Origin of the sequence: Streptomyces sp. NPDC088762, assembly GCF_044750905.1 — a bacterium.
Lineage (GTDB): Bacteria > Actinomycetota > Actinomycetes > Streptomycetales > Streptomycetaceae > Streptomyces.
In genome coordinates, this window is sequence record NZ_JBIVKT010000002.1 from 512,478 (window position 1) to 533,906 (window position 21,429).

General features: G+C 73.7%; 18 protein-coding genes. 5 read left to right on the forward strand and 13 right to left on the reverse strand.

What is annotated here, in order from left to right; genetic code table 11:
* Nucleotides 1-18: 18 nt before the first annotated feature.
* The 5 genes from ACIP5M_RS07065 to ACIP5M_RS07085 form a co-directional block, all read right to left on the reverse strand.
* Nucleotides 19-1,080 carry an ABC transporter permease gene (locus tag ACIP5M_RS07065; protein WP_401192955.1) on the reverse strand — a complete coding sequence of 354 codons (1,062 nt, stop codon included), beginning with the start codon at nt 1,078-1,080 and terminating at the stop codon, nt 19-21.
* Nucleotides 1,077-2,561: a sugar ABC transporter ATP-binding protein gene (locus ACIP5M_RS07070; protein ID WP_401193563.1), complete on the reverse strand. Its 1,485-nt coding sequence runs from the start codon at nt 2,559-2,561 to the stop codon at nt 1,077-1,079. Before ACIP5M_RS07070 ends, ACIP5M_RS07065 begins: the two co-directional genes overlap by 4 nt.
* Nucleotides 2,562-2,717: 156 nt before the next feature.
* Nucleotides 2,718-5,486 (reverse strand): SpoIIE family protein phosphatase, encoded by a 2,769-nt coding sequence (locus ACIP5M_RS07075; protein WP_401192957.1) that lies wholly within the window; start codon nt 5,484-5,486, stop codon nt 2,718-2,720.
* Nucleotides 5,487-5,562: 76 nt separating this feature from the next.
* Nucleotides 5,563-6,546, reverse strand: coding sequence for a cyclase family protein (locus ACIP5M_RS07080; protein ID WP_401192960.1), 984 nt, complete (start codon nt 6,544-6,546; stop codon nt 5,563-5,565).
* Between the two features lie 7 nt (nt 6,547-6,553).
* Entirely contained in the window at nt 6,554-6,964 is a 411-nt protein-coding gene (locus ACIP5M_RS07085; protein ID WP_401192963.1) for a YciI family protein, read from the reverse strand.
* Nucleotides 6,965-7,206: 242 nt separating this feature from the next.
* On the opposite strand from ACIP5M_RS07085, the gene ACIP5M_RS07090 reads away from it, so the two are divergent.
* Nucleotides 7,207-7,422, forward strand: a complete 216-nt coding sequence (locus ACIP5M_RS07090) for a hypothetical protein (protein ID WP_401192965.1) — start codon at nt 7,207-7,209, stop codon at nt 7,420-7,422.
* Nucleotides 7,423-7,718: 296 nt separating this feature from the next.
* Here the strand turns inward: ACIP5M_RS07090 and ACIP5M_RS07095 are convergent, their stop codons facing one another.
* Both ACIP5M_RS07095 and ACIP5M_RS07100 read right to left on the reverse strand, forming a co-directional pair.
* Entirely contained in the window at nt 7,719-7,976 is a 258-nt protein-coding gene (locus ACIP5M_RS07095; protein ID WP_401192968.1) for a hypothetical protein, read from the reverse strand.
* Nucleotides 7,963-8,235, reverse strand: a complete 273-nt coding sequence (locus ACIP5M_RS07100) for a DUF6400 family protein (RefSeq protein ID WP_401192970.1) — start codon at nt 8,233-8,235, stop codon at nt 7,963-7,965. The genes ACIP5M_RS07095 and ACIP5M_RS07100 overlap by 14 nt, the downstream gene beginning before the upstream one ends.
* A 292-nt stretch (nt 8,236-8,527) precedes the next feature.
* On the opposite strand from ACIP5M_RS07100, the gene ACIP5M_RS07105 reads away from it, so the two are divergent.
* A complete protein-coding gene (locus ACIP5M_RS07105; protein WP_401192973.1) occupies nt 8,528-8,776 on the forward strand; it encodes a hypothetical protein in 249 nt (82 codons plus the stop codon).
* Between the two features lie 113 nt (nt 8,777-8,889).
* Here ACIP5M_RS07105 and ACIP5M_RS07110 read toward each other — a convergent pair whose 3' ends face one another.
* The 3 genes from ACIP5M_RS07110 to ACIP5M_RS07120 all read right to left on the reverse strand — a co-directional run bounded on the left by ACIP5M_RS07110 (nt 8,890) and on the right by ACIP5M_RS07120 (nt 14,221).
* Nucleotides 8,890-9,591 (reverse strand): M15 family metallopeptidase, encoded by a 702-nt coding sequence (locus tag ACIP5M_RS07110; RefSeq protein WP_401192975.1) that lies wholly within the window; start codon nt 9,589-9,591, stop codon nt 8,890-8,892.
* A gap of 9 nt (nt 9,592-9,600) precedes the next feature.
* A complete protein-coding gene (locus tag ACIP5M_RS07115) occupies nt 9,601-12,231 on the reverse strand; it encodes a SpoIIE family protein phosphatase (protein WP_401192977.1) in 2,631 nt (876 codons plus the stop codon).
* 172 nt (nt 12,232-12,403) lie between these two features.
* Nucleotides 12,404-14,221 (reverse strand): VanW family protein, encoded by a 1,818-nt coding sequence (locus ACIP5M_RS07120; RefSeq protein ID WP_401192979.1) that lies wholly within the window; start codon nt 14,219-14,221, stop codon nt 12,404-12,406.
* A gap of 299 nt (nt 14,222-14,520) precedes the next feature.
* Here ACIP5M_RS07120 and ACIP5M_RS07125 point away from each other — a divergent pair, with 299 nt between their 5' ends.
* Nucleotides 14,521-15,021 carry a hypothetical protein gene (locus ACIP5M_RS07125; RefSeq protein WP_401192982.1) on the forward strand — a complete coding sequence of 167 codons (501 nt, stop codon included), beginning with the start codon at nt 14,521-14,523 and terminating at the stop codon, nt 15,019-15,021.
* A 154-nt stretch (nt 15,022-15,175) separates the two neighbouring features.
* On the opposite strand, the gene ACIP5M_RS07130 is transcribed toward ACIP5M_RS07125, so the two are convergent.
* Together ACIP5M_RS07130 and ACIP5M_RS07135 are read right to left on the reverse strand one after the other, a co-directional pair.
* Nucleotides 15,176-16,204, reverse strand: coding sequence for a Ku protein (locus ACIP5M_RS07130; RefSeq protein WP_401192984.1), 1,029 nt, complete (start codon nt 16,202-16,204; stop codon nt 15,176-15,178).
* Nucleotides 16,205-16,369: 165 nt separating this feature from the next.
* Nucleotides 16,370-16,762, reverse strand: coding sequence for a hypothetical protein (locus tag ACIP5M_RS07135; RefSeq protein ID WP_401192987.1), 393 nt, complete (start codon nt 16,760-16,762; stop codon nt 16,370-16,372).
* Nucleotides 16,763-17,049: 287 nt separating this feature from the next.
* On the opposite strand from ACIP5M_RS07135, the gene ACIP5M_RS07140 reads away from it, so the two are divergent.
* Both ACIP5M_RS07140 and ACIP5M_RS07145 read left to right on the forward strand, forming a co-directional pair.
* Entirely contained in the window at nt 17,050-19,155 is a 2,106-nt protein-coding gene (locus ACIP5M_RS07140; RefSeq protein ID WP_401192990.1) for a PIG-L family deacetylase, read from the forward strand.
* A gap of 169 nt (nt 19,156-19,324) precedes the next feature.
* Nucleotides 19,325-19,786 (forward strand): hypothetical protein, encoded by a 462-nt coding sequence (locus ACIP5M_RS07145; RefSeq protein WP_401192993.1) that lies wholly within the window; start codon nt 19,325-19,327, stop codon nt 19,784-19,786.
* Between the two features lie 58 nt (nt 19,787-19,844).
* Here ACIP5M_RS07145 and ACIP5M_RS07150 read toward each other — a convergent pair whose 3' ends face one another.
* A complete protein-coding gene (locus tag ACIP5M_RS07150; RefSeq protein WP_401192996.1) occupies nt 19,845-21,323 on the reverse strand; it encodes a hypothetical protein in 1,479 nt (492 codons plus the stop codon).
* Between the last annotated feature and the right edge of the window lie 106 nt (nt 21,324-21,429).

Here is a 21,429-nt window from a genome sequence, read left to right on the forward strand (position 1 = left end):
GAAGGTGGGCGAGGTCATCTAGCGCGGACTGTCCTTCGGGGGCGCTGCGGATGCCCCGGCGGTGGACCGGCGGGACGCGGTGGCGCCGCCGCGCAGACGGCGCCGGGCGGAATAGCCGGCCAGGCCGACGGCGATGAGCAGGGTGCCGCCGTTGAAGAGCGGAGTGGCCCAGAACCGGGCGCCGAACTGGCCGATCCCGGCGAGGCCGATGGCGAGCACGGCGACGGCCACGAGGGTGCCGAGCGCGTTGGGGCGGCCTGGTCTGATGGTGGTCGACCCGAGCAGGGCGCCGACGAAGGCGGGGAGCAGGTACTCCAGCCCGACACTGGGGTTGCCGATCTGCTGCTGGGCGGCGAGCAGCACACCGGCGAACCCGACGACCAGACCCGATCCGGCGAAGGCGCGGACGGAGTAGGCACGGGTGGGGATGCCGATGATCCCGGCGGCGCGCGGGTTGGAGCCGATGACGTACAGGTACCGGCCGAACGGCAGCCGCTCCAGCACCACCCAGAGGACGGCCGCGACGGCCAGTACGGAGAAGGCGGGGACCGGCAGGCCGAGGAACCGGGCGTCGTAGAGGCCTGTGAACGAGGCGGGCAGGCCGTCCGGGCCGGGGACGATCCGACCGCCCTCGGTGATCAGGCCGGTGGCGGCGTACATCAGGCTGCCGGTGCCGAGCGTGGCGATGAAGGAGTCGATCTGCCCGAACTCGACGATGACGCCGTTGAGCGCGCCGGCCACCGCCCCTCCGGCGAGCACGGCGAGGCAGGCGAGGGGCCAGGGCCAGCCCTCGTTGACGATGAGCTGCATCACCAGGACGTGCGCGAGTCCCAGCCCGTAGCCGAGGGACAGGTCGAACTTGCCGGACGCGATGGGGATCGTCGCGCCCAGCGCCAGGAGGGCGGGGATCGACTGGCTGGAGAGGATCGAGGTGATGTTGTCCCGCGTGGGAAAGGTCCCCGGCAGGGCGAGGGAGAAGACCAGGAAGAGCAGGGCGGCCAGGGTGAGGAGGCCGTAGGTGCCGATGAGGTGCCCGTGCGGGCGCGCCGGCAGGGATCGGTGCGGGGGAGGGGTGGTCATCGGCTCGTCGCGGTTCCGGTGACGGGGGGCATGGCCGAGGCGCTCCGGGTCAGTTCGGTGACCGAGAGGGCACCGCCGGTCAGTTCGGCGCCCACCGTCCCGCGGACGAACACCAGAGCGCGGTGGCACACGGCGGCGACCTCTTCGAAATCGGTGGAGACCAGCAGACCCGCCAGGCCGCGGGCCAGCGCCTCGTCGAGCAGCCGGTGGACCGTCTCCTTCGCGCCGACGTCCACGCCGGCGGTCGGCTCTTCGAGTACGAGCAGGCGCAGCGTCCCCCGGAGCCACCGGCCGACCATGACCTTCTGCTGGTTGCCGCCGGACAGGGTGGCGATGGGCACCTCGCTGTCACGCGGGTGCACCGAGAACCGGTCGATCAGAGCGGTGGCCTCGGCGCGCTCGCGCCGCGGGCGGATCCAGCGCCACGCCGGCACACCCACCGCGCGGGGATTCGCGAAGAAGTTCTCACGTACGGTCAGCTCCGGGGCGCAGCCCTCCTCCTGGCGGTTGGCCGCGACGAAACCGACGCCGGAGTCGACTGCCCCGGAGACCGTACGGGGGTGGTACGGACGGCCGTCGAGCAGCACCCGCCCGCCGAGGATCGGCCGGGCCCCGGCGAGGGCGCGGCCGAGGTCCGCGTGGCCGGCGCCGGTCAGGCCCACCAGGCCCAGGATTTCGCCGGCCCGCAGGTCGAGGCTGACCGGTCCGCAGGAGGCGGTGCGCACGCCGTCGAGACTCAGGCGCGGCGGGCCGCCGGCGGGGACGGCGACGGGCGCGTGGCCGGCCGGTTCACGGCCCACGACGGCCCGCACCAGACGGGCCGGACTGTGGCCGGTGAGCGGACCCCGGTCGACCAGCCGGCCGTCCCGCAGGACGGCGAACGCGTCGGCGACCTGGTACACCTCGTCGAGCCGGTGGCTGACGTACAGGATCCCGTGCCCCCGGTCGCGCAGGGCGTGCAGGACGCCGAACAGCCGGCTGCAGTCCGCGGCGGGCAGGGTGGCGGTCGGCTCGTCGAGGACGATGAGCTCGGCCTCCGTCGCCAGGGCGCGGGCGATGGCGACCAGGGAACGCTCGGCGGGGGCCAGGTCGGCGATCCGGGCGTCGGCGTCCAGGTGCCCGGCGACGATCCGCAGGGCGGCTGCGCTGCGCTCCCGGGTCCGCCGCCAGGACACCAGGCCGCAGCGGCGCGGGTAGCCGGTGACCAGGGCGATGTTCTCGGCCACCGTCATCCACTCGACGAGACCGAGGTCCTGGTGGATGAAGGACATCTTCCGGGTGGCTTCGTGGGAGCCGAGCGGGTGCCCGGCCACCGTCACTTCGCCTTCGTCGGCGTGGTGGACCCCGGCGAGCACCTTGATGAGGGTGGACTTCCCGGCTCCGTTGGGACCGAGCAGGGCGAGGACGGTGCCCCGGTGGATGTCGAGGTCGACCGAGGCCAGCGCGAGGGTGCCGCCGAACCGCTTGCCGAGGCCGCGCATGCGGACGAGGGGGTCGCTGGTCGAGGGGTCGGGAGCGTCATGCACAGACTTCTCCGGGGGTCGGCCTCCGAGTTCTTCCCGACTGCAAGGGGGATTCTATGCCGATCTGACCCTGTATCTCCGGTATTTACCACGCCCGAACGCCCGGCGCGCGGGTCACACCGGCAGGCCGTCCACGGCGCACTCGGCCCAGATGACCTTGCCGTGGGGGGTGTAGCGGGTCCCCCAGGACCGGGCCAGCTGCGCGACCAGGAACAGGCCGCGGCCGCCCTCGTCGGTGGTGGCCGCATGCCGCATGCGCGGGGCGGTGCTGCTGTTGTCGTACACCTCGCAGATCAGGGCGTGATCGCGGATGAGGCGCACCCGGATGGGCCCGGTGCCGTAGCGGACGGCGTTCGTGACCAGCTCGCTGAGCAGCAGTTCGACGGCGAAAGCGGACTCCTCCAGGCCCCACCGGGCCAGCTGTCCCATGGCGGCCGCCCGGACGTCGCAGACACGGGCCGGGTCGGAGGGCAGGTCCCAGGCGGCGATCCGGTCGGCGGGCACGGCGTGGGTGCGGGCGACCAGGAGTGCGATGTCGTCGGCGGGGTGGTCGGGAGCCATGGCGTCGAAGATCGCCCGGCAGGTGTCCTCGGGGTCGCGGTCCGGGTGGGCCAGGGCGCGGCGCAGATCGGCGAGGGCCACGTCGACGTCACCGTCGCGCTCTTTGATGAGCCCGTCGGTGTACAGGACCAGCCTGCTGTGCTCGGGGACGGGGATCTCGGCCGACTCGAAGGGCAGCCCGCCCAGGCCCAGGGGAGGGCCGGCGGGCAGGTCGGGAAACGTGACGTGGCCGTCGGGCCGGACGAGCGCGGGCGGAGGGTGGCCGGCCCGGGCCATCGTGCACCGTTGCGAGGTGGGGTCGTAGATGGCGTACAGGCAGGTGGCGCCGACGATGCCGGCGCTGCCGAAGGCCGGATTCTCCAGGTCCGCCTCACGGTCGAGGCGCATCAGGAGGTGGTCCAGCTGGGTGAGGAGCTCGTCGGGGGCGAGTTCCAGCTCGGCGAACGTCTGGGCGGCGGTGCGCAGCCGTCCCATGGTGGCGGCGGCGTGGAGGCCGTGACCGACGACATCGCCGACGAGGAGGGCGACGCGGGTGCCGGAGAGCGGGATGACGTCGAACCAGTCGCCGCCCACCCCGGACTCGGCGGGCAGATAGCGGTGGGCGACCTCGACGGCGCCCTGTTCGGGAAGGCCGCGCGGCAGCAGGCTGCGCTGCAGGGCCAGGGCCAGGGTGTGTTCGCGGGTGTAGCGGCGGGCGTTGTCGATGCAGAGGGCCGCGCGGGCGGCGAGTTCCCGGGCCAGCGAGCGGTCGTCGTCTCCGTACGGGGCGGGGTCCTGGGAACGGTAGAACCCGACGATGCCCAGCATGACGCCGCGTGCGAGGAGGGGGACGGTGATGAGGGAGTGGATGCCGTGGGCCAGGAGCAGTTCGGCGTGCTCGGGATCTTGCGCGATCCAGCCGAGGGCGGCTCTCAGGTCGGGCTCCAGCACCGGCTGCCCGGTGGTCAGGGAACGCATGTGCGGGGTGGTCGGGCGAAGGGCGATGTGCGAGCCCACCGGGTAGAAGGGGCAGTCGTCCCGGATGCCGTGGACCACCGTACGGTGCATTTCGGCGGTGGGGTGGGCGGACTCCTCGCCGCGCAGTACGGCCTCGGGCAGGTCGATGGTGACGAAGTCGGCGAGGCGGGGTACCGCTGTCTCGGCGAGTTCCCGGGCGGTGCGGGTCACGTCCAGGGTGGTGCCGATGCGGTTGCTGGCCTCGGCCAGCAACTCCAGGCGCCGTCGCGCCGCGATGGCGTACTTCCCGACCTCCGGCTCGCCCACGAGCACGAGCCCCCGGACCATGCCCTCGGCGGAGCCGGTGGGGGAGTCCGGGACGGAGGCGCTGCCCGGCGTGCCGGACGCGCCGGCCTGCGCCGGGGGCGGGTGGAGGCGGCCCGGCGGGGCGGGGGCGTGCCGCTCCGAGTCGCCGGGCAGGAGCGCTTCGACGACGACACCCTCCACTCCGGAGGGGCTGGTCACGGGCCGGCTCACGAGGGTGACCTGCCGGTCGTGGGACAGGGACACCTCGGCGGCAGCCCGGTGGGCCGCGGACATCAGCTCCGTGGCCTTCTGCTTGAGCAGCATCTCGTCGGTCCGGTCCAGGTCGCTCTGGAACAGCTCGTCCATCCCGAGGACGTAGTCGTTCCCCGCGCCCTCGCCGGCGTGCGCACGGATTCCGGCGTCGAGGTACGCCTGCAGCAGGCCGCGCTCGCGCGCCGAACTCTGCTCCATCAGCCGTCGTTCGATGGCCTCGGCCGCCCTGCGCACCAGCGGGACCAGGGCCGGATCCGCATCGGTGTGGGGGTAACCGAGGCACAGGACGCCCTCTATGTGCCCGCTCAGCTGGTCGCGGACCGGGATGGCGGTGCAGGCGCTCGACTGGGACCGCTCGGCGAAGTGCTCGGCGCCGTAGACCTGGCAGAGCCGCCGTTCGGCGAGGGTCAGGCCGATGCCGTTCGTCCCCGCGTACCGTTCGGCGAACACGAAACCGGGGACGCTCTGGATCGCGGGGAGGTGCCGGACCATGGACCTGTCTCCGAAGCGGCGCTGGAGCACCGTGCCGTGGCCGTCCGCGAGGCAGATGTTCATCTGACGGCCCGAGAAAATGGATTCCAGCCGGTCGAGCACGGGCTCGGCGGCGCGGACGATCCGGCCGTCCGCCTCGAAGTCCTGCGTGAAGGGGAGCTCGGACTGGTCCGGTGACAGGCCCAGGAGCCGGCTGCGTTCCCACGAGCTCAGGATCGGACTTCTCACGCTCGCCTGGACCGACTCGACGGAGTCGCCGTGCAGGAACCGGTCACGGGAGCGCACGGGGCCGATGTGGTGCGACACGACCCCCATCTGCACCACTTCCCTCACCGGAATAATCGCGCTTCATCCGATTTGAGTATATTCCTCCGATTTTCTACTTTTCGACTCAGAGAATCGCGACCGGATTGACGGGCGAGCCCGTCCCGCCGGGGACGTTCAGCGGCGCCACGACGAGCATGAACGCATAACGGCCGGCCTCCGCGCAGGCGGCGGACAGCGGTTCGAGGTCGAGGTTGTCCAGCAGCGGCACCCCCATCCCGGCGATGGCGAGCGCGTGGACGGGCGACCGCAGGCCCTCGACGGGCGAAGGCCGTACGTCGCTGTCCCCGTCGCCGCCGAGCAGCACGACGGCCCGCTCGGCGAGCAACGGCACGGCGTCCACGTGCAGGCCCGCGCTCGCCGCGTCGGGGTTCCAGGGGCCGGCTTCCCGGCGGCGGCGGAAATGGCCGGTCCGCAGCAGTACCGCATCGCCGTCGCCGATCGTCACGCCGAGGGCCCGTTCGGCCGCGACGATGTCCTGCGCGCGCACCGCGTGCCCCGGCTCCAGCCACGGGAGCCCCAGGACGGCGGGAAGGTCGATGAGCACGCCCCGGGTCACCAGGGCGCCGAGGGCCGACACGCCGCCGAAGCGGGCGCCGGCGGCCCCGATGACCTCCCGCGCCGGGCGCCCGTCGTACAGCTGCCCCCGGTACGCGATGTGGGACAGCGCGTCGAGGTGGCTCACGCCCTTGCCGTGATAGTCCACCCCGAGGAAGTCCTTGTAGGTGGAGGGCTCCGAGGCCTCCCCCTCGCCGAGCTCGGACATGTAGTGCAGCGCGGGCTTCGCATTGTCCGGCCCGGCCACGGTGTCCCAGGGCCGCCCCATCGGGACGACCGTGCCGGACCGGACGAGGGCTGCGGCCCGCTGTACGTGGCGCGCCGTCACCCCGTTCCAGGCGCCGCGCTCGGCCGAGGCCCACCGGCCCCACGTACGGACCGCCTCGAAGAGCGCGTCGAACTCCTCGCGGGAGACCTCCGGGCGCCCGGCGGCGGTCCCCTTCCCCGGACCGGCGGGCGGGGGAGCCGGGGCGTCGTCGGGATTGCCGCTCATGCGGCGCTCATGCCGACGGGGCTTCGCCGACCGGGCGGATCACCACCGGGTACTCGGCGGAGCCCTCCGGCACCGGGCACTGGGTGATCCGGGCCGCGATCTCGGTGACGCGGTCCAGGTCCGAGCACTCCAGCAGCCAGTACCCCGCGGTCAGCACGTCGGTGTCGGTGTACGGATGGTCGGTGACGACCGGTTCGCGGCCGGGAGAACCGGTGACGAACCGGGCCTCGGCGGGTGCCGTGAGCCCCTGCGCGTCCAGGAGTTCTCCGGAGGCGGCGAGTTCGGAGTTGAGTTCGCTCATGAAGGCGACCATGGCCGTGATCTCGTCAGGGCCCCACCGGGGGGAGGTGAGCGATTCCTTCCCCTCCATCGCGTCGTAGTCCGCCTGGCTCGCCCGTACCGTCACGAAGTACTTCATCGGCCCACCCAACCAGCTCGGAGCCCGGCACGGCCGGTCCTCAGGCGGGCCCGGGACGCGTGTTCCCCCGAGCGGCGGCACCGGACCGTCCCGCGGCGCGGGGGCGACGAGGCCCTTGCCTGTCAAGCCCCGAGGTGTGGTGGCATGACCGTGCCTCGCGGGGCCGGGGCCTCCTTTCAGCCCGTCCGGCGTTTGAGGACCGGGTCCGGGCGGAGCCCGGGGAACACGTGAAGGGCGGTCCCGTGGGAGAGCCGGGCAAGGCCCGGAGCAGCGGCAAGACCCCGGGCAGCGGCAAGGACCCGGGCAGTGGCAAGGGCGGCGCGCCTCAGGACGTGAAGAACATGCCGGGCTGCAAGTTCTACGAGCGAAGGGTGTACTGCGAGCACAGGCCCGGCCGGCTGGACCCGTCCCCCCTTCCGCTCCCGACCCCGCACCCGGTCCCGATCCAGAACCTCTGACCCGCGGTGCCACGGATCTGCGCGAACCCGGTCACCGCCCGAGGGCGTTCATCAGGATGATCGCCAGGAGGTTCGCGAGGATGACGGCGATGACAGTGGCGATCGCGGCCCAGGCCCTGCGCGACTCGTCCAGTTCCACGCTGCGCCTCCCGACCGGGACGTGGGGTCCGTCCCTCTCGTGCCGGGCCCCCGCAGGCGGGCCCGGCCGCTTCCGCCATGATGACCCGGTTCCGCAGGGCGCACATCCCGGGCCCGAAGCCCCCGACGGCCTACGAGGCCGCTCCGCGGGTCCGGCCTCAGCGGCGCGACCACCCGCTGACGACCCGGTCCCACAGGGAGCGGGTGGCGCCGAAGCCGCTCTCGTGCACCCAGACGTGGGTACAGGAAGGGCACTGCAGGTGCAGGAGGCTGCCGGTGTGGGACAGCATGTAACGCCAGTGGTCGGAGCACGCACGGCTCTCCCCGCACGGTTCGCAGCCACGGCTGTCGTCACACCTCGGGCAGGCCACCCACGCCCGGCGCCCGATGTCGGCCTGCGGATCAAGCGGCAGCAAGGCCGCCCCCTCGCCGGGGCAGCACGCCCGCCGCCACGAGTTCCTCGTACAGGCGCTGCTGCTCCGCGTCGAGCCCGGAGTAGAGCAGGTCGTACGCCGCCTCCTCCCCGCTCAGCACCGCGATCGGGTCCCAGTCGGGGCCGATGGCCTCCAGGACGTGGACCCGCCGGAGCGCCTCGTGCGAGGTGAGGTCGAGGGCGAAATCGACCGGTCCGGACTCGTCCGGATGGGTGTCGGGAGTGGGGGAAACGGAAGCCATGACATGCAAGTTAGGTAGCCCTTCCTCCCCAGGGCAAGGGGAGGTGCCAGAGGTCACAGCTCCCGCGCCCCCCGGGCTTGCCGCGCGAAGGATCGGACAGGTCCCGCGGCCCGTCAAGCCCCGAGGTCCAGTGGCGTGACGCAGTGCCCCGCACCGGGGCCCAATGGACTCACGAGGCCACACCCCACCAGCCCCACCGGCGCAACCCTCCGGGCTACGCAGGCCGCCGGAGTCACAGTCCCGGGGAACGGCCATCCGTCCCCCGCACCCCCCGCACCCTCAGGAGAGGCCCATGACCCGACTGCAGCGCTCCTCCCTCCTCGCGGCCGCCATTTCGGCAGGAGCCGTACGCGTGACCACCAGCGCAGCCCACGCCTCGACGATGACCACCGCCCTCCACGACGAGGTCGAGGCCCCGTGGCCCGGCCCGCCCGGCGCCACCGGCGCGGTGACGCTTCCGCGATCCGCCCCCCGCACCCTGTCGACGGCGGCCTGGTTCCGGATGGCCCGAAAGCGGCCGCGAGGGGGTGAGACCCCCTGAGGAGCCGATGACCGACCGCGAAAGAGGGCCCCGCCGATCAGCACACCGGCGGGGCCCTCGGCGGCGCAAGGCCGGCGACCGCGTTGCCGGCCCGAACCGCTGTCGGAGACCGCCTATGCGCCGTCCGACGAGAAGTGCTGGTAGTCCGGGTTGGACCAACGGCCGCCCCAGTACCAGCCGACGTGGCGGAACGCGGTGGCGACGACCCCGTCTTCCGCGATCATCCCGGGGCGCAGCGGGTCCCGGCGCAGGTAGGGACGGCCGGCCGCCGGGTGCAGGAGCCCGTGCACGTCCACGTACGGGTTCTCCACCGGGTTGATGTCCACGGCGAGGCCCCACGCGTGCCGCGACTGCCTCCCGGGGTCCCCGGTCACCGGCCGGCAGTTGAAGGCGGAGCTGTTGTCGTCCGCCATGGCCGCGCGGTCGTCGCCGCCGTACGCGGCCGCCACGCGCATCCGTCGGATCGGGAAGCGTGCCTCGAAGGCCCGGCCGAAGACGTACAGCAGCGGTTTCACCGCGTCCCGGTGGACGATCAGCTCGCCGCGGTGGACTTTGCCGTCGAAGCCCCAGTGGTTCATCCGGATCAGCCGCAGCCGCTCCGCCGGGACCGGGCAACCGGCCCGGATGCTCGCGCCCAGCTTCGCCGGGGGCGGGTCCGTGACCTCCGCCGCGAGCACCGGTGAGGGGGCCCGCACGGGAACCCGGGCCCGCTGCGGAGGAGGCGGCGAGCAACCGGGCGTCGCGCTCGCGCACAGCACGGCGACGGCGACGGCGACCGCGGTCACGGATGCGGAGAGGGGGCGCGGGGGGCGCACGCCTTCACGCTACGGTCCCGGCTCCCCGTCGACCTCCGGGGGTACGCCGCCCGAGGGACCGGGCAGCGGCTGCTCCGCCCAGATCACCTTGCCCTCGGGGGTGTACCGGGTACCCCAGTGCTCGCTGAGCTGTGCCACCAGGAACAGCCCGCGGCCGCCCTCGTCCGTGGTGGCGGCGTACCGCAGGTGCGGGGCGGTGCTGCTGCCGTCCCACACCTCGCAGGTCAGCACGTGGTCGTGGAGCAACCGGACCCGTACCGGCGCGCTGCCGTGCCGGACGGCGTTGGTGATCAGTTCGCTGAGGATGAGCTCCGTGGTGAAGGCGAGCTCGTCCAGCCCCCACTCCTCGAGCTTCGCCGCGGCGAGGTTGCGCACCACGCCGACCCCGCTCGGCTGGAACGGTACGTCCCACTGCGCCACCCGGTCGGGGCCGAGGGTCCTGGTCCGGGCGATGAGCAGCGCCACGTCGTCGGTCGGCCGCGAAGGCAGCATGGCGGCGAGGACGGCCCGGCAGCTCTCGTGCGGGTCCCGGCCGGGGTGGGCCAGCGCCGAGCGCAGCAGCTCCATCCCCTCGCCGATGTCCCGCGTCCGCTGCTCCACCAGCCCGTCCGTGTACATGACGAGCTGGCTGCCCTCGGCCAGGTGCAGCTCGGCGGTTTCGAAGGGCATGCCGCCCAGCCCGAGCGGCGGGCCGGCCGGCAGGTCGACGAAGTGCGTGCTGCCGTCCGGGGCGACCACCAGCGGGGGCAGGTGGCCGGCCCGGGACAGGGCGCAGTTGCGGGACACCGGGTCGTAGACGGCGTACAGGCAGGTCGCCCCGAGCACGCCGCCGTCCGTGTCGTCCCCGTCGTCGTGGTCGATGCGCTGTACGAGGTCGTCCAGGCGGGCGAGGATCTCCTCCGGCGGCAGGTCGAGGGAGCTGAAGTTGTGCACCGCGGTACGCAGCCGCCCCATGGTGGCCGCCGCGTGCAGGCCGTGCCCGACCACGTCCCCCACGACCAGCGCGACCCGGCCGCCCGGCAGCGGGATCACGTCGAACCAGTCCCCGCCCACCCCGGACTGCGCGGGCAGGTAGGAGTGGGCCGCGTCCACGGCGCTCTGCTCGGGCAGGGCCCGCGGCAGCAGGCTGCGCTGGAGGGTGACGGCGAGGGTGTGCTCGCGGGTGTAGCGGCGGGCGTTGTCCATGGCCACGGCGGCGCGGGCGACGAGTTCCTCGGCAAGCGAGAGGTCGTCCTCGTCGAAGGGCTCGGGCTTGGCGGCGCGCCAGAAGTTGACCACTCCGAGGACCACGCCCCTGGCCTTGAGCGGGGCCGCGATGAGCGAGTGGATCCCGAAGGCGAGGATGGCCTCGGCCCGCTGGAGGTCCTGGGCGCGCCAGCCCGGGGCGTCCGCCAGGTCGGGCACCAGCTCGGCCTCTCCGGTGCCGTAGCCGCGCGCCTGGGGGGTGGAGGGCTTGAAGTCGATCAGCCGGCCGAGGGGGTAGAGCGGGTGGTCGGGGCGGATGCCGCTGACCGCGGTGCGCAGCATGTCGGCGTCGGCACCGGGCTCGTCGCCGTCGAGCACCGGGGTCGCCAGGTCGATCGTGACGAAGTCCGCGAACCGGGGTACGGCGACGTCCGCGAGCTCCTGGGCGGTCCGCGTCACGTCGAGGGTGGTGCCGATGTCCACAGTGGCGTCGTACAGCAGCCTCAGGCGCTTGCGGGCCGCCTCGGCGCGGCCGGTGAGCACCTGCATGTCGGTGGAGTCGCGGATGGTGACGGCGGCGCCCTCGGCCCGGCCGCGGGGGTGGGTGGGCCGCTGGTTGACCACGAGCAGCCGGTCGCCCGCCTCCAGGACCTCGTCGGTGGCCACCCGGCCCGAGAGCAGCAGGTCGGCCATCCGGCTGTCCAGGCCCGGCACGTCCCCGATCCGGCGGCCCTCCGCCCCCTCGGGCAGTCCGAGCAGCCGCTTGGCCTCGTCGTTCGCCAGGACCAGTCGCCCGTCGCCGTCGGTGATCAGCACCCCTTCGCGGACGGAGTGGAGCACCGCGTCGTGGTGCTCGTACATCCGGGTCATCTCCTGGGTGCCGAGCCCGTGGGTCTGGCGGCGCAGCCGCCTGCTGATCAGGGCCGTGCCGGCGGTCGACAGGGCCAGGCCGGTGGCGATGGCCAGCAGGATGACCGGGAACTGGCGGTCCAGTACGCCGGTGACGTGCTCCACGGTCAGACCCGCGGACACCAGCGCGACGACCCGGCCGTCGGGCGCCGTGACCGGCACCACCGCCTGGATCTCCTGGCCCAGCGGGCCGTCGACGCTCTCGGTGTGCACCCGGCCGGCGAGCGAGGGTTCGATGGTGCCGACGAAGCGCTTCCCGATGCGGTCGGGCTGGGGGTGGCTGTAGCGGATCCCGTGGGTGTCCATCACCACGATGAAGTCCACCCCGGCGGCCTTGCGGGTGACCTCGGCGAGGGGTTGCAGGATGGCGGACGGATCGGGCGTCCGCAGCGCTTCCTGGACGTCGGGGGCGTGGGCGAAGGTCTCGGCGACGGCGATCGACCGGTTGCGCGCCTCCCGCTCGACATCGTGACGGGACTGCAGGAGCAGGGCGACGAGCGCACCGGTGGCGAGCAACACCACGATCGCCACCTGAAGGACGAACACCTGTCCGGCGACGCTTTTGAATCCCTTGCTCAGGGGTGACCGCACCGAACGGCCCGGTACGGGTGGCGAGGAAGGGTGGTCACGTCCCCAGTTGTAGCACTTCCGGCGCTCACAGGCGCCCGGCGGGCGCGTGTGCGTTCCGACGGTCACCTGAGGTGACGATTTCTTGCTCCTACCGGCCCTGCGCCGGGAGCTCGGCGCCGGCGGCGGTGGCCGGGGCGTCCGCCGCCGGGGACGGCGTGGCGCCGGGCGCCGTGCCGGGCGCCGTCCCGGGCTCGCAGACGACCTCGTCGCGCGGGGTGTAGTGGGTGGTGTGCTCCTCGCGCCTGACCTCACGGCCGTCCTTGACGAAGATCCGGCCGACGGTCACGTCGAAGCCCTCCAGAGGCGTCTGGACCTCGCACTCCGGACCGGTGGCCGTGAGCTTGGCGGGCTGGGTGACGTGGGTGCGCGGGCCCTTGGTGGCGCGTATCTCGTCGTACTTCTTCGTGCCCAGGAGGGTGATCGTCAGCGAGGTGTCGGTCGACTGCGCCTGGACGTAGATGGGGTGACCGGAGTCGTTGAGCCAGCGCAGGTCGAGACTGCCCCAGGCGACGGTGGCCTCGCGGCCCTCCGGGTAGCGCTCGATGTAGAACGAGTGCGCCCCGTGCTCGAGGGGCTTGAGGCCGGCGAAGAACATGGCGTTGTACATCGTGGTGGCGACCGCGGAGACGCCGCCGCCGGGCGACTTCACGTACCGGCCGTCGTTGATCATGATGCCGTCGACGAAGCCGTTCTCCTTGGTGCGCTCGCCGACCGTGCGGTTGAAGCTCCACTCCTGCCCCGGCATGACCACGGAGCCGTTGATCAGTTCCACGGCACGGCCGATGTTGGTGGACCGGTACGGGGCGGCCGGGAACTGGACGGTGAAGGAGGAGACCTTCTCCTTGATGCCGAGGCGCCGGGCCTCGGCTTCGTTCAGCCCGGGCTGGATGACCGTGGTGGCCACCTCGGCGCTCCGGTCGGTGCCCGAGCGGGTCAGCAGGGGCATCACCGCCCGGCCGAGGGCCTCCCGGGTGACGTGCCGGCCGGCGCGGCCCGGTTCCCTGACCACGACGCGGCCGTCCGGCGCGACGCCGAGCACCGCGTCGCGCGGCGGCTCGGTGGCCTTCCCGAGCGGATCGGCCACGGCGGGGTCGGCGAGCAGTCCGGCGGAGTCCAGGCTCGGCACGAGGCGGCCGGCGGAGTCGGGCTGCATCTTCAGGTGCTCGCCGAGGACGACGGGGCTGACGGGGATGCGCGTGCCGGCCACGGTGAGGGTGACGGGCCGGGACACCGCCGGTTCCGCGAACTCGCGCAGGGCCCGTCCCGTCTCGGCCGCCCCCGCGCGTGGCTCGGTGCGCCGAACGGGCAGCACGACCGGCCCGGCGTCCGGGCGCGGCCGCAGGTAGGCCTTCCGGAGCAGGTCGAGGGCCCCGTCCTGGACCAGGGTGACGCCGTCCTGGGCCGCGACCACCTTCGGCCTGCCGGCGTCGAAGGCGATGGAGCCGTCGCGGACCTGCTGCCCGGTGCTCGCGCGGAGGTGCTCGACCCCTGCGCGGCCGGTCGACTCGTCCGTCCGGATCACGGGCTCGGCGTCCGGGTCCCCGGTGGCGAAGAGCCTGCTGATGACACCGGCCGGCCCGTGACCCGTACGGGCCACGCGGTCGGCGGTCGCGGCGACGTCCAGGGACAGGCCGATGGAGGCGGGGGAGATCTGCTCGACGCGGTCGCCGATCCGCGCCGGGATCGGCGCACCGGCACGCGGTCCGAGCTCCCGGGCCAGCGTGCTCTCCGCGTTCGCCCGGCTCATGCCGCCGATGTCCACGCCCAGGACCCGGGTCCCGGAGGCGACGTCGTCGCCGACCGCCAGCCCGGCGACGTAGAGGCCGCCCAGTCCGAGGACGACCGCACCTCCCGCCACCGGCAACGCGATCCGCCAGTTACCCGTCCAGCTGCCCGCAGGTCGCACGTCTCTCCTTGTGGCGCCGACGGTCGCCGGGCGGCTCGCGGGCCGCGGCAGGGGCGCGTAGATGACAGTTCCGGTCACCCATGATGACCCTGGAAGTCCGCCATTCGGGCGAGAACGTAATGGTTCTCACAAACCGGGCAAAGGGCTCGCCGCTGCGCGGGCGGTTCCGCTCTGTGGGGGGCGGAACCGCACCCGGCCGCCCCTCGTCGGCGTGTCTGCGGCGTTCCCTTCCGGAGGGCCGGTACGAGTGACGGGCCGGGCCCGCGGGGCCCGCCGGTACGGCGAGAGCGGGTGCGTTCGTGGCGATGGTCGGACTGTTCTGGGTCACTCCCGACGCGGTGTACGTGGGGTCGCCCCCGTCCGCCCTGGGCAGCTTCGTCCGGCTGACCTCCGACGGGCTGGAAGCCGAAGGCCCCGACGGCCGCCGGACGTGGTCCTGGGAGGGACTGCGGTCCGCGGCTGTCGAGGACGTGCCCGCCGCAAGCGCGTCGGGCCGCGCCTCGAAGTTCGTCGGATCGGTGGTCTCGGCCGCGATCGGCGCCTTCACCGGAGAGCGGCCGCCCGAGATGACGCTGCGCCTGCAGACGGAGGACGCGCACGAAGAGGTGACGGTGTACGCCGCGGCCTCCGGAGGCTACGGACCCGAGGAGACGGCGCTCTCCCAGCAGTTGCTCGCCCGCTTCGTGGCAGGCACGGCGGACCCGCGGACCATTGAGGCGTGGGGCCGGGAGCACGGTCTGGAGACGACCCCGAAAGAGCGCGTGCGTGAGTCCCTCCTGCGCGCCTGGCTGGAAGCCTGAGCCGGTCTCACGGCGAGGGCGCGGGGCCGCTTCCGCGGACGTCCAGTACGAGGGATTCCCCCCGGCACGCCGAGAGCGCGCGCCAGACGCCGCGTGGCCGCCCTCCGGGCGAGACGGGAGTTTGACGACAGGCCCTGGCCCCGCCCGGCAGGCCTCACCGCTTGCCGGACCGCCGGGATCCGGCGGACAGGGCCTCGGCGAGCTGGTCGTGGGTCATGGTCGAGCGGCCCGGGAGGTTGGCGGCGGCGGCCCTCTGGTACAGCTCGGCCTTGGTCAGGGCATGGAGCGGTTCGCTCGTGGAGGTGACCCGCTTCTTGGTCCCCGACGGCTTCCCGCCCCGCTTCTCGTCCCGCTTCTCGTCCCGCTTCCCCGAGGCCGTCGTGGCCTTCTCGCGGGTGTCCTTCGGGCTGCGGGCGCGCTCGACGCTGGCGCGCAGCGCCTCCATGAGGTCGACGGAGCCCGTGGCCTTGGCCGGGGGCTCGGCCTTCTCGACGCTCTCGCCGGCCTTCTTCGCCTCGATGAGGGCGGCGACCTTCTCCTGGAAGGTGTCGCGGAACGCCTCGGGGTCCCAGTCCACGGACAGCGCGCCGATCAGCTGCTCGGCCATCCGCATCTCACCCGCGCTGACCCGGGTCTTCTCGGGGAGGTCGGGGACCTCGTCGAAGGGGTCGCGGATCTCGTCGGCCCAGTGCAGCGTGTGGAGGGTCAGGAGGCCGTTCTCGGCCTTCAGCGCGACTAGGTATTCGCGGCCGCGCATGACGAAGGTCGCCACGCCCGCCCGGTTCGCTTTCGCGAGGGCCTTCTCCAGCAGGGCGTACACCTTGCCGTACTCCTTGCCCTTCGGGCCGACGTAGTAGGTCTTGTCGAAGAAGATCGGATCGACCTGGTCGAGGTCGACGAACCCGCTGATCTCCAGGGTGCGGGAGCGCCCGGGCGCGATGTCGTCCAGCTCCTCGGGCTCCACCAGGACGTACTCGTCGCCGGTGTCGAAGCCCTTGACGATGTCGTCGAGCCCGACCTCCTTCCCCGTCCGCTCGTTCACGCGCCGGTTGCGGATCCGGTCGGAGGTGCCGCGCTGGAGCTGGTGGAAGTGGATCGTGTGGCTGTCGGTCGCCGTGTAGAGGCCGACCGGCAGGCTGACCAGCCCGAACGACAGAACCCCCGCCCACACCGGACGCGCCATGGCCCTCACCGTCTTTCGCGTAGCCGCTGTGCCCGGCGCCCGCCGCTTCCGTGGCGGCGGTGAGCGCGGGCCGGACGGGATGCGGCCCCCGTCGCAGCCATCAGGGCCAGGACCGCACCCCGCGGCCTGCGTCTACCCCGGGCCGGCGGGTCGGATGCCCCGGGGTCAGGCGGGGGTGAAGACGTCCTCGTGCGCGCCGTCGAGGATGAACCCGTTGTCGAAGCGGACGCGCGCCGTCACGCGCGGCCCGTTCTCCTGGTAGGCGGTCCAAGCGGGCTCCAGGGAGCCGACCTTCTCTTCCAGCTGTCGCCTGCTCTCCGGGGGCATGTCGGGGCCGAAGGAATCCAGGAGCGACTTGAGACGCTCGTACTCGCGGACCTCCTCGCCCGGATTCCGGTCCTCGGCCACCCTCTCGACCGTGCCCTCGGTGCCGGCCGCCAAGGACAGGAACCCGGCGACGGCCCCCGCCGGGGTCGCGGGGCCCTCCGCCATCGCCACCGCATCCGTCAGCCCGATGTCCGCGGCCAGCTTCACCCGCTGGCCCTCCTTCAGCGTCATGGCTCTTCTTCTCCCCGTCTCGCATAGGCCCGGCGTCGTGCCATTATCCGGGTCCGGTCTGAGTGGACCCGCCGTTACACCGCCTCAAAAGGCAGTAGATGCGCGTAAGTTGGCGATATGTCTTATTTGCGGCAATTCGCTCCCGTATTCGCCTTGATGGTGTGTCAGCCGGATCCACGTGAGGCATAATCGGCGGCCGGTCGTCTCCGGAAGCAGTGGAGCCATCGGGACACCGACTGACTCCCCAGCGGATTTCCCGCACCGGACCGATCCTCAAGGCGTTTCAGATGTCCCTGGCCAGGCGCACCCGCCTCGCGGCCTCGCTCGCCGTGCTCTCCGTCGGCGTCGCCGGTGTCACGGCCTGGGCCTACGTGGACGAGGCCGAGCGGTCGCCGGCCGCTCGCGCCGCGGCCGTCCCGGCGAGCGTCACCGAGGGCTCCGTCCTCCAGGTCGTCGCGCACCCCGACGACGACCTGTTCTTCATGAACCCCGATGTGAGCCGTTCCATATCGACGGGCGTGAAGGTCACCACCGTCTACCTGACCTCCGGCGAGTCCGACGGCCGCAACGAGGCCCACAGCCCGCACCTGGAGGACACGGCGCGCCCCGCCGACCGGGCCGCCTACGCGGAGGCCCGGCAGAACGGCATCCGGGCCGCCTACGCGGAGATGGCCACCGGAGTCCGCACCAGCGCCTGGAAGCGGACGGCCGTCCCCACCGCCGGCGGGGGCAGCGCGGAGGTGGACGTCCTCGTCGCCAGGCCCGAGGTCAATCTGGTGTGGATGCAGCTGCGCGAGGCCCGCAGCATCTCCGACGACAACCCCGACAGCCTGCGCGGCCTGTGGGACGGCCGGATACCGGCCCTGGGCGCCCAACTGACCTCCGGGACGCCGGTCAAGCAGGTGTTCTCGTACACCCGGGACCAGGCGATAGAGGCCATAGCGCAGGTGTTCCGCATGTACGCGCCGACCGCGATACGCACGCAGGACCCCACCCCCGGCCGCTCCGAGAAGAGCGGAGCCTTCCTGGACCACCAGGACCACATGTACGGCGCCCGCTTCGTCCAGGCCGCCACCGCCCGCTACGCGCGGTCGGCGGACCGGCCGCACTTCTCGGTCCAGAACTACGTGAGCTACCCCAACAGCTCGCTGCCCCCGACGCTCGACCCGCGGACGGCCGAGGAGAAGCTCGGCTACCTCAAGACCTACGCCTGGACGGACCACCAGGACTGGTGCGGCAGCCCGGCCGGATGCGGCGACCGCAAGACCGCGACCCGGCCCACCGGAGCCGGCTGGAGCCAGACCATCCGCTACGGCCGCGGCGACAGCACCTCCTGGATGACCGAAGGTGTGGCCGGCCGGCTGTGGGCCTTCGCCGTGCTGGACGGCCGGATGGCCTACTGGTCGCGCAGCGGCCCGAAGGGCACCTGGCAGGGCCCGCGCTTCCTCCCGGGCACCGGCCTCGACACCGGGGCGACGGCGGCCCGCCTCCCCGACGGCAGGATCGCGGTGTTCGCCACCCGCACCACGCTCGGCACGGCCCCGAAGGAGTACGGCCGGGACCTCGTGTACGCCGTCCAGAACGCCCCCGACGGGCTGTTCGGGCCGTGGCAGTCGCTGGGCAGTCCGGACCAGGCCGACCGCTCCGTGACCTCGGCGATCAGCGGACCGGCCGTCGCCGTGGACGGCACCGGCCGGATGACGGTGTACGTACGCGATTCCCGGCGCACCCTGCGCGCCCGCGCGCAGGACACCCCGGGCGGCGGGTTCGGCGCGTGGCGGGACCTGGGCGGCGCGGGTCTCCAGGGCGACCCGGTCACCGCGACCGACGCGTCGGGGCGGCGCCACGTGTACGCGGCGACGACCGGATCCGTGCTGGCCTGGGTCGAGCGGACCCCCGGCGGGCCGCTCGGCGACCCGGTGCAGAGCGCGCTGCCGCAGACCACCGGCGTGCTCTCGGCGAGCCCGGAGGGCGAGGGCGTACGCCTGTACTTCCGCCGGCCCGGCACGGGCACCGTGCTGACCACCCTCGCCACCGCGGGCGGCGCCGCGCCCGGGTTCACCCCGGTCGCCGAGGCGGGAGGCGAGGCCGGCTACGGAGCCGTGGGCGTCGCGGGCCACCTGCTCGCGGGCCGCGCCGGCACGGGCACGATCGGAATGGCGGACACGGACGGCCCGCCGTCCTGGCAGGAGTCCCAGATGCTGTACACCGGCGCCCCTGCGGGCCTGGCCGCACCGGCCGGCGGTCCGTCCCTCGCGGCGGCCCTCGGCCTGGACGCCGAGCTGCACGTCGTCACGGCGGCTCCTGCGGCCGGATCCGAGCACTCCGGCAGCGGGGCCGCCTCCCCGTGGCACCGGGCGGTCCCGCCCTCGACGGTCGCGCCGCTGCCGTAGGTCGGCGCCGCCCCGGCGGCGTGCGCGCCTGCCGGAGCCTCCGGGTGGCCGCGCGGGTCGGGACGGGTGACGATGGCGGCCCGGCCCCTTCGCATGCCGACGGCGGCCGGACACCGACCAACGGACGATCGGGCTTCCCGTGACCCCCTTCCGCATATCCCACCGGTGCGTGCGAACGGGCACCCTGCGCGCCATAGCCTCCGTGGCCTCCCTCGCGGCCCTGGCCACCGCCTGCCGCAACGACACCGCGCCCGCCTGGGGCTACCCGGAGCTCCACGCGAGGCTGGGATCCCTCTCCCGGGCCCTCGAGACGCCCTGCGACGAGTCGGCGCCCGCGTCCTGCGCCGCCGCGCTCGACCGCCTGGGCACGCTGGCCGACCTCGCCCTCGCCGAGGTCCTGGACCACCGGCTCCTCGACCCCCGGTGCGCCGAGGCGGTCAGCGCCCTCGACCGGGCGCGGGCCCTCCGCGCCACCGCAGCCGGGCAGGCCCGCGCACGGCGCGATCCGCACCACCCGCCGCTGCGGCGCGCGGTCGCGGCCGAGCGGCGCGCGTACGAGCGCCTCCTCGCCGCACTGCAGCGCGTCCGCACCGCCCCGCCGCCGGCCGACGGGGCGACGGACCCCGTCTGACCCGGCGGCCCTCAGGCCTCCAGGGGCTGTTTCGCCGATCAGGCCGGGTCGACGGGACCTAGCGCCGCAAGGGCGGGGTGGGAAGGGCCGTCCCGTCGAGTGCCACGAGCGAGAGGACCGTGATGGCGCCCGTCCAGGCCAGCGGCGCGATCGACGCGGGCCGGCCCGCGTCGTCCACCTTCTCCGGCAGCTCACCGAGCGAATTGCGCTTGGCGAGGACCCAGTCCAGGACCCCGCGGGCCTTCGCCGTCTGCCCCGTACCGGCCCAGGCCAGCGCGAAGAAGGCGGTACTGGGCGTCCAGGCGGCCCCGCCCCACGGAGCCGTGGGGTCGTTCCCCGGGGTCAGGCCGCCGTTGGGCAGCAGCAGGGCGTCGTACGTGGTGTCCAGTGCCCGGGGCAGGTCCGCCGGGGCCGCGTTGAAGGGCGGCGCCATGAACGCCACCGCGCTGTCGCGCCCGTGCCGTCCGTCGGCGGTGCGCTGGTAGCCCAGGGGCGCGAACTTCGCGGCGATCCCGGACGAGAGACGCCCCGCGGCACCGGCCCAGCGCCGGGCGTCGTCCGGCCGGCCCGCCTCGACGGCCAGGTCCGCGGCCGCGTTGAGACCGGCGAGCAGGGGAGCCGCCGTACCGATGTTCGCGGTGGCCGTCGCCAGCTCCCAGTAGTCGGGGGAGCCCGGGGGCAATCCGTCCGCGGCCAGCGAGGCCGCCGCACGGTCGGCCGCCTTGAGGATCATCGGGTAGAGCGCGCGCAGCCGTTCGCCCCGGCCGGCCTGCGGCGCGGTCCGGTACCACTGCCAGGCGGCCCAGGGCACCCAGCCGTTGGCGTCCAGCTGCCACCGTCTGCCGTCCGGCGGGCCGGATCCGTCGAGCTTCGTCCGTGCCTCCCAGGTGCCGTCCTCGCGCTGGGTGGAGGCGCTGTGGCGGAGCATCCGGTAGGCCTCGGCGTCGTGGCCCGTGTGCGCGAACGCGGCCGCGGCGAAGCTGGAGTCGCGCGGCCAGTTGTACTTCCAGCCCGGGGTCCACCCCGCCGCCATGGCCCCGTTGGGCTGCAGCAGGGCGCGCATCGCCAGCAGCGCCCGCTCGGCCGCCGCCCGCTGCTCGGGCGTTCTGCCGGGGACCTTGCCGGACGCCAGCCAGGCGCGGCTCTCCGCGATCTGCTGCCAGGCCGCCGGATCGTCCGGGTCCACCACGGCCGAGGCCGTCCGGCCCGCGGGGAGGTACTTCCAGCGGCCGGACGGCAACCGCAGTACGTTGCTCCGCGCGACGTACCGCGAGCCCTGGGCGGTGGACGGCGAGATGCCCTCGGCGGCGCTCGCGTTGGAGAGCAGGCCGACGGTGGGCGCGACGAGCAGCGACACGGGCGGATAGAGGCCCTCCGCTTCGCCGCGGCCGTAGTGCCCGAGGGGCCTGACGAACAGCACGGGCCGCTCGTCACCGGCGGACCGGCCGGCGGGGTGATCGGCGGCGTGGACGGGAAACGCGGAGGCCGCCAGGGACGCCGCGACGACCGCCCAGCGGACGAGCAGGATCGTGGACAACGCCACTCCTTCCGTCGGAGTCCCCATCCTGGAAGAGCCGTGCGGACCCTGCCACGGAAGGGCCACCGCCCGGGTGATCCGGCCGCCGCCCCCCAGCGGAGCACCC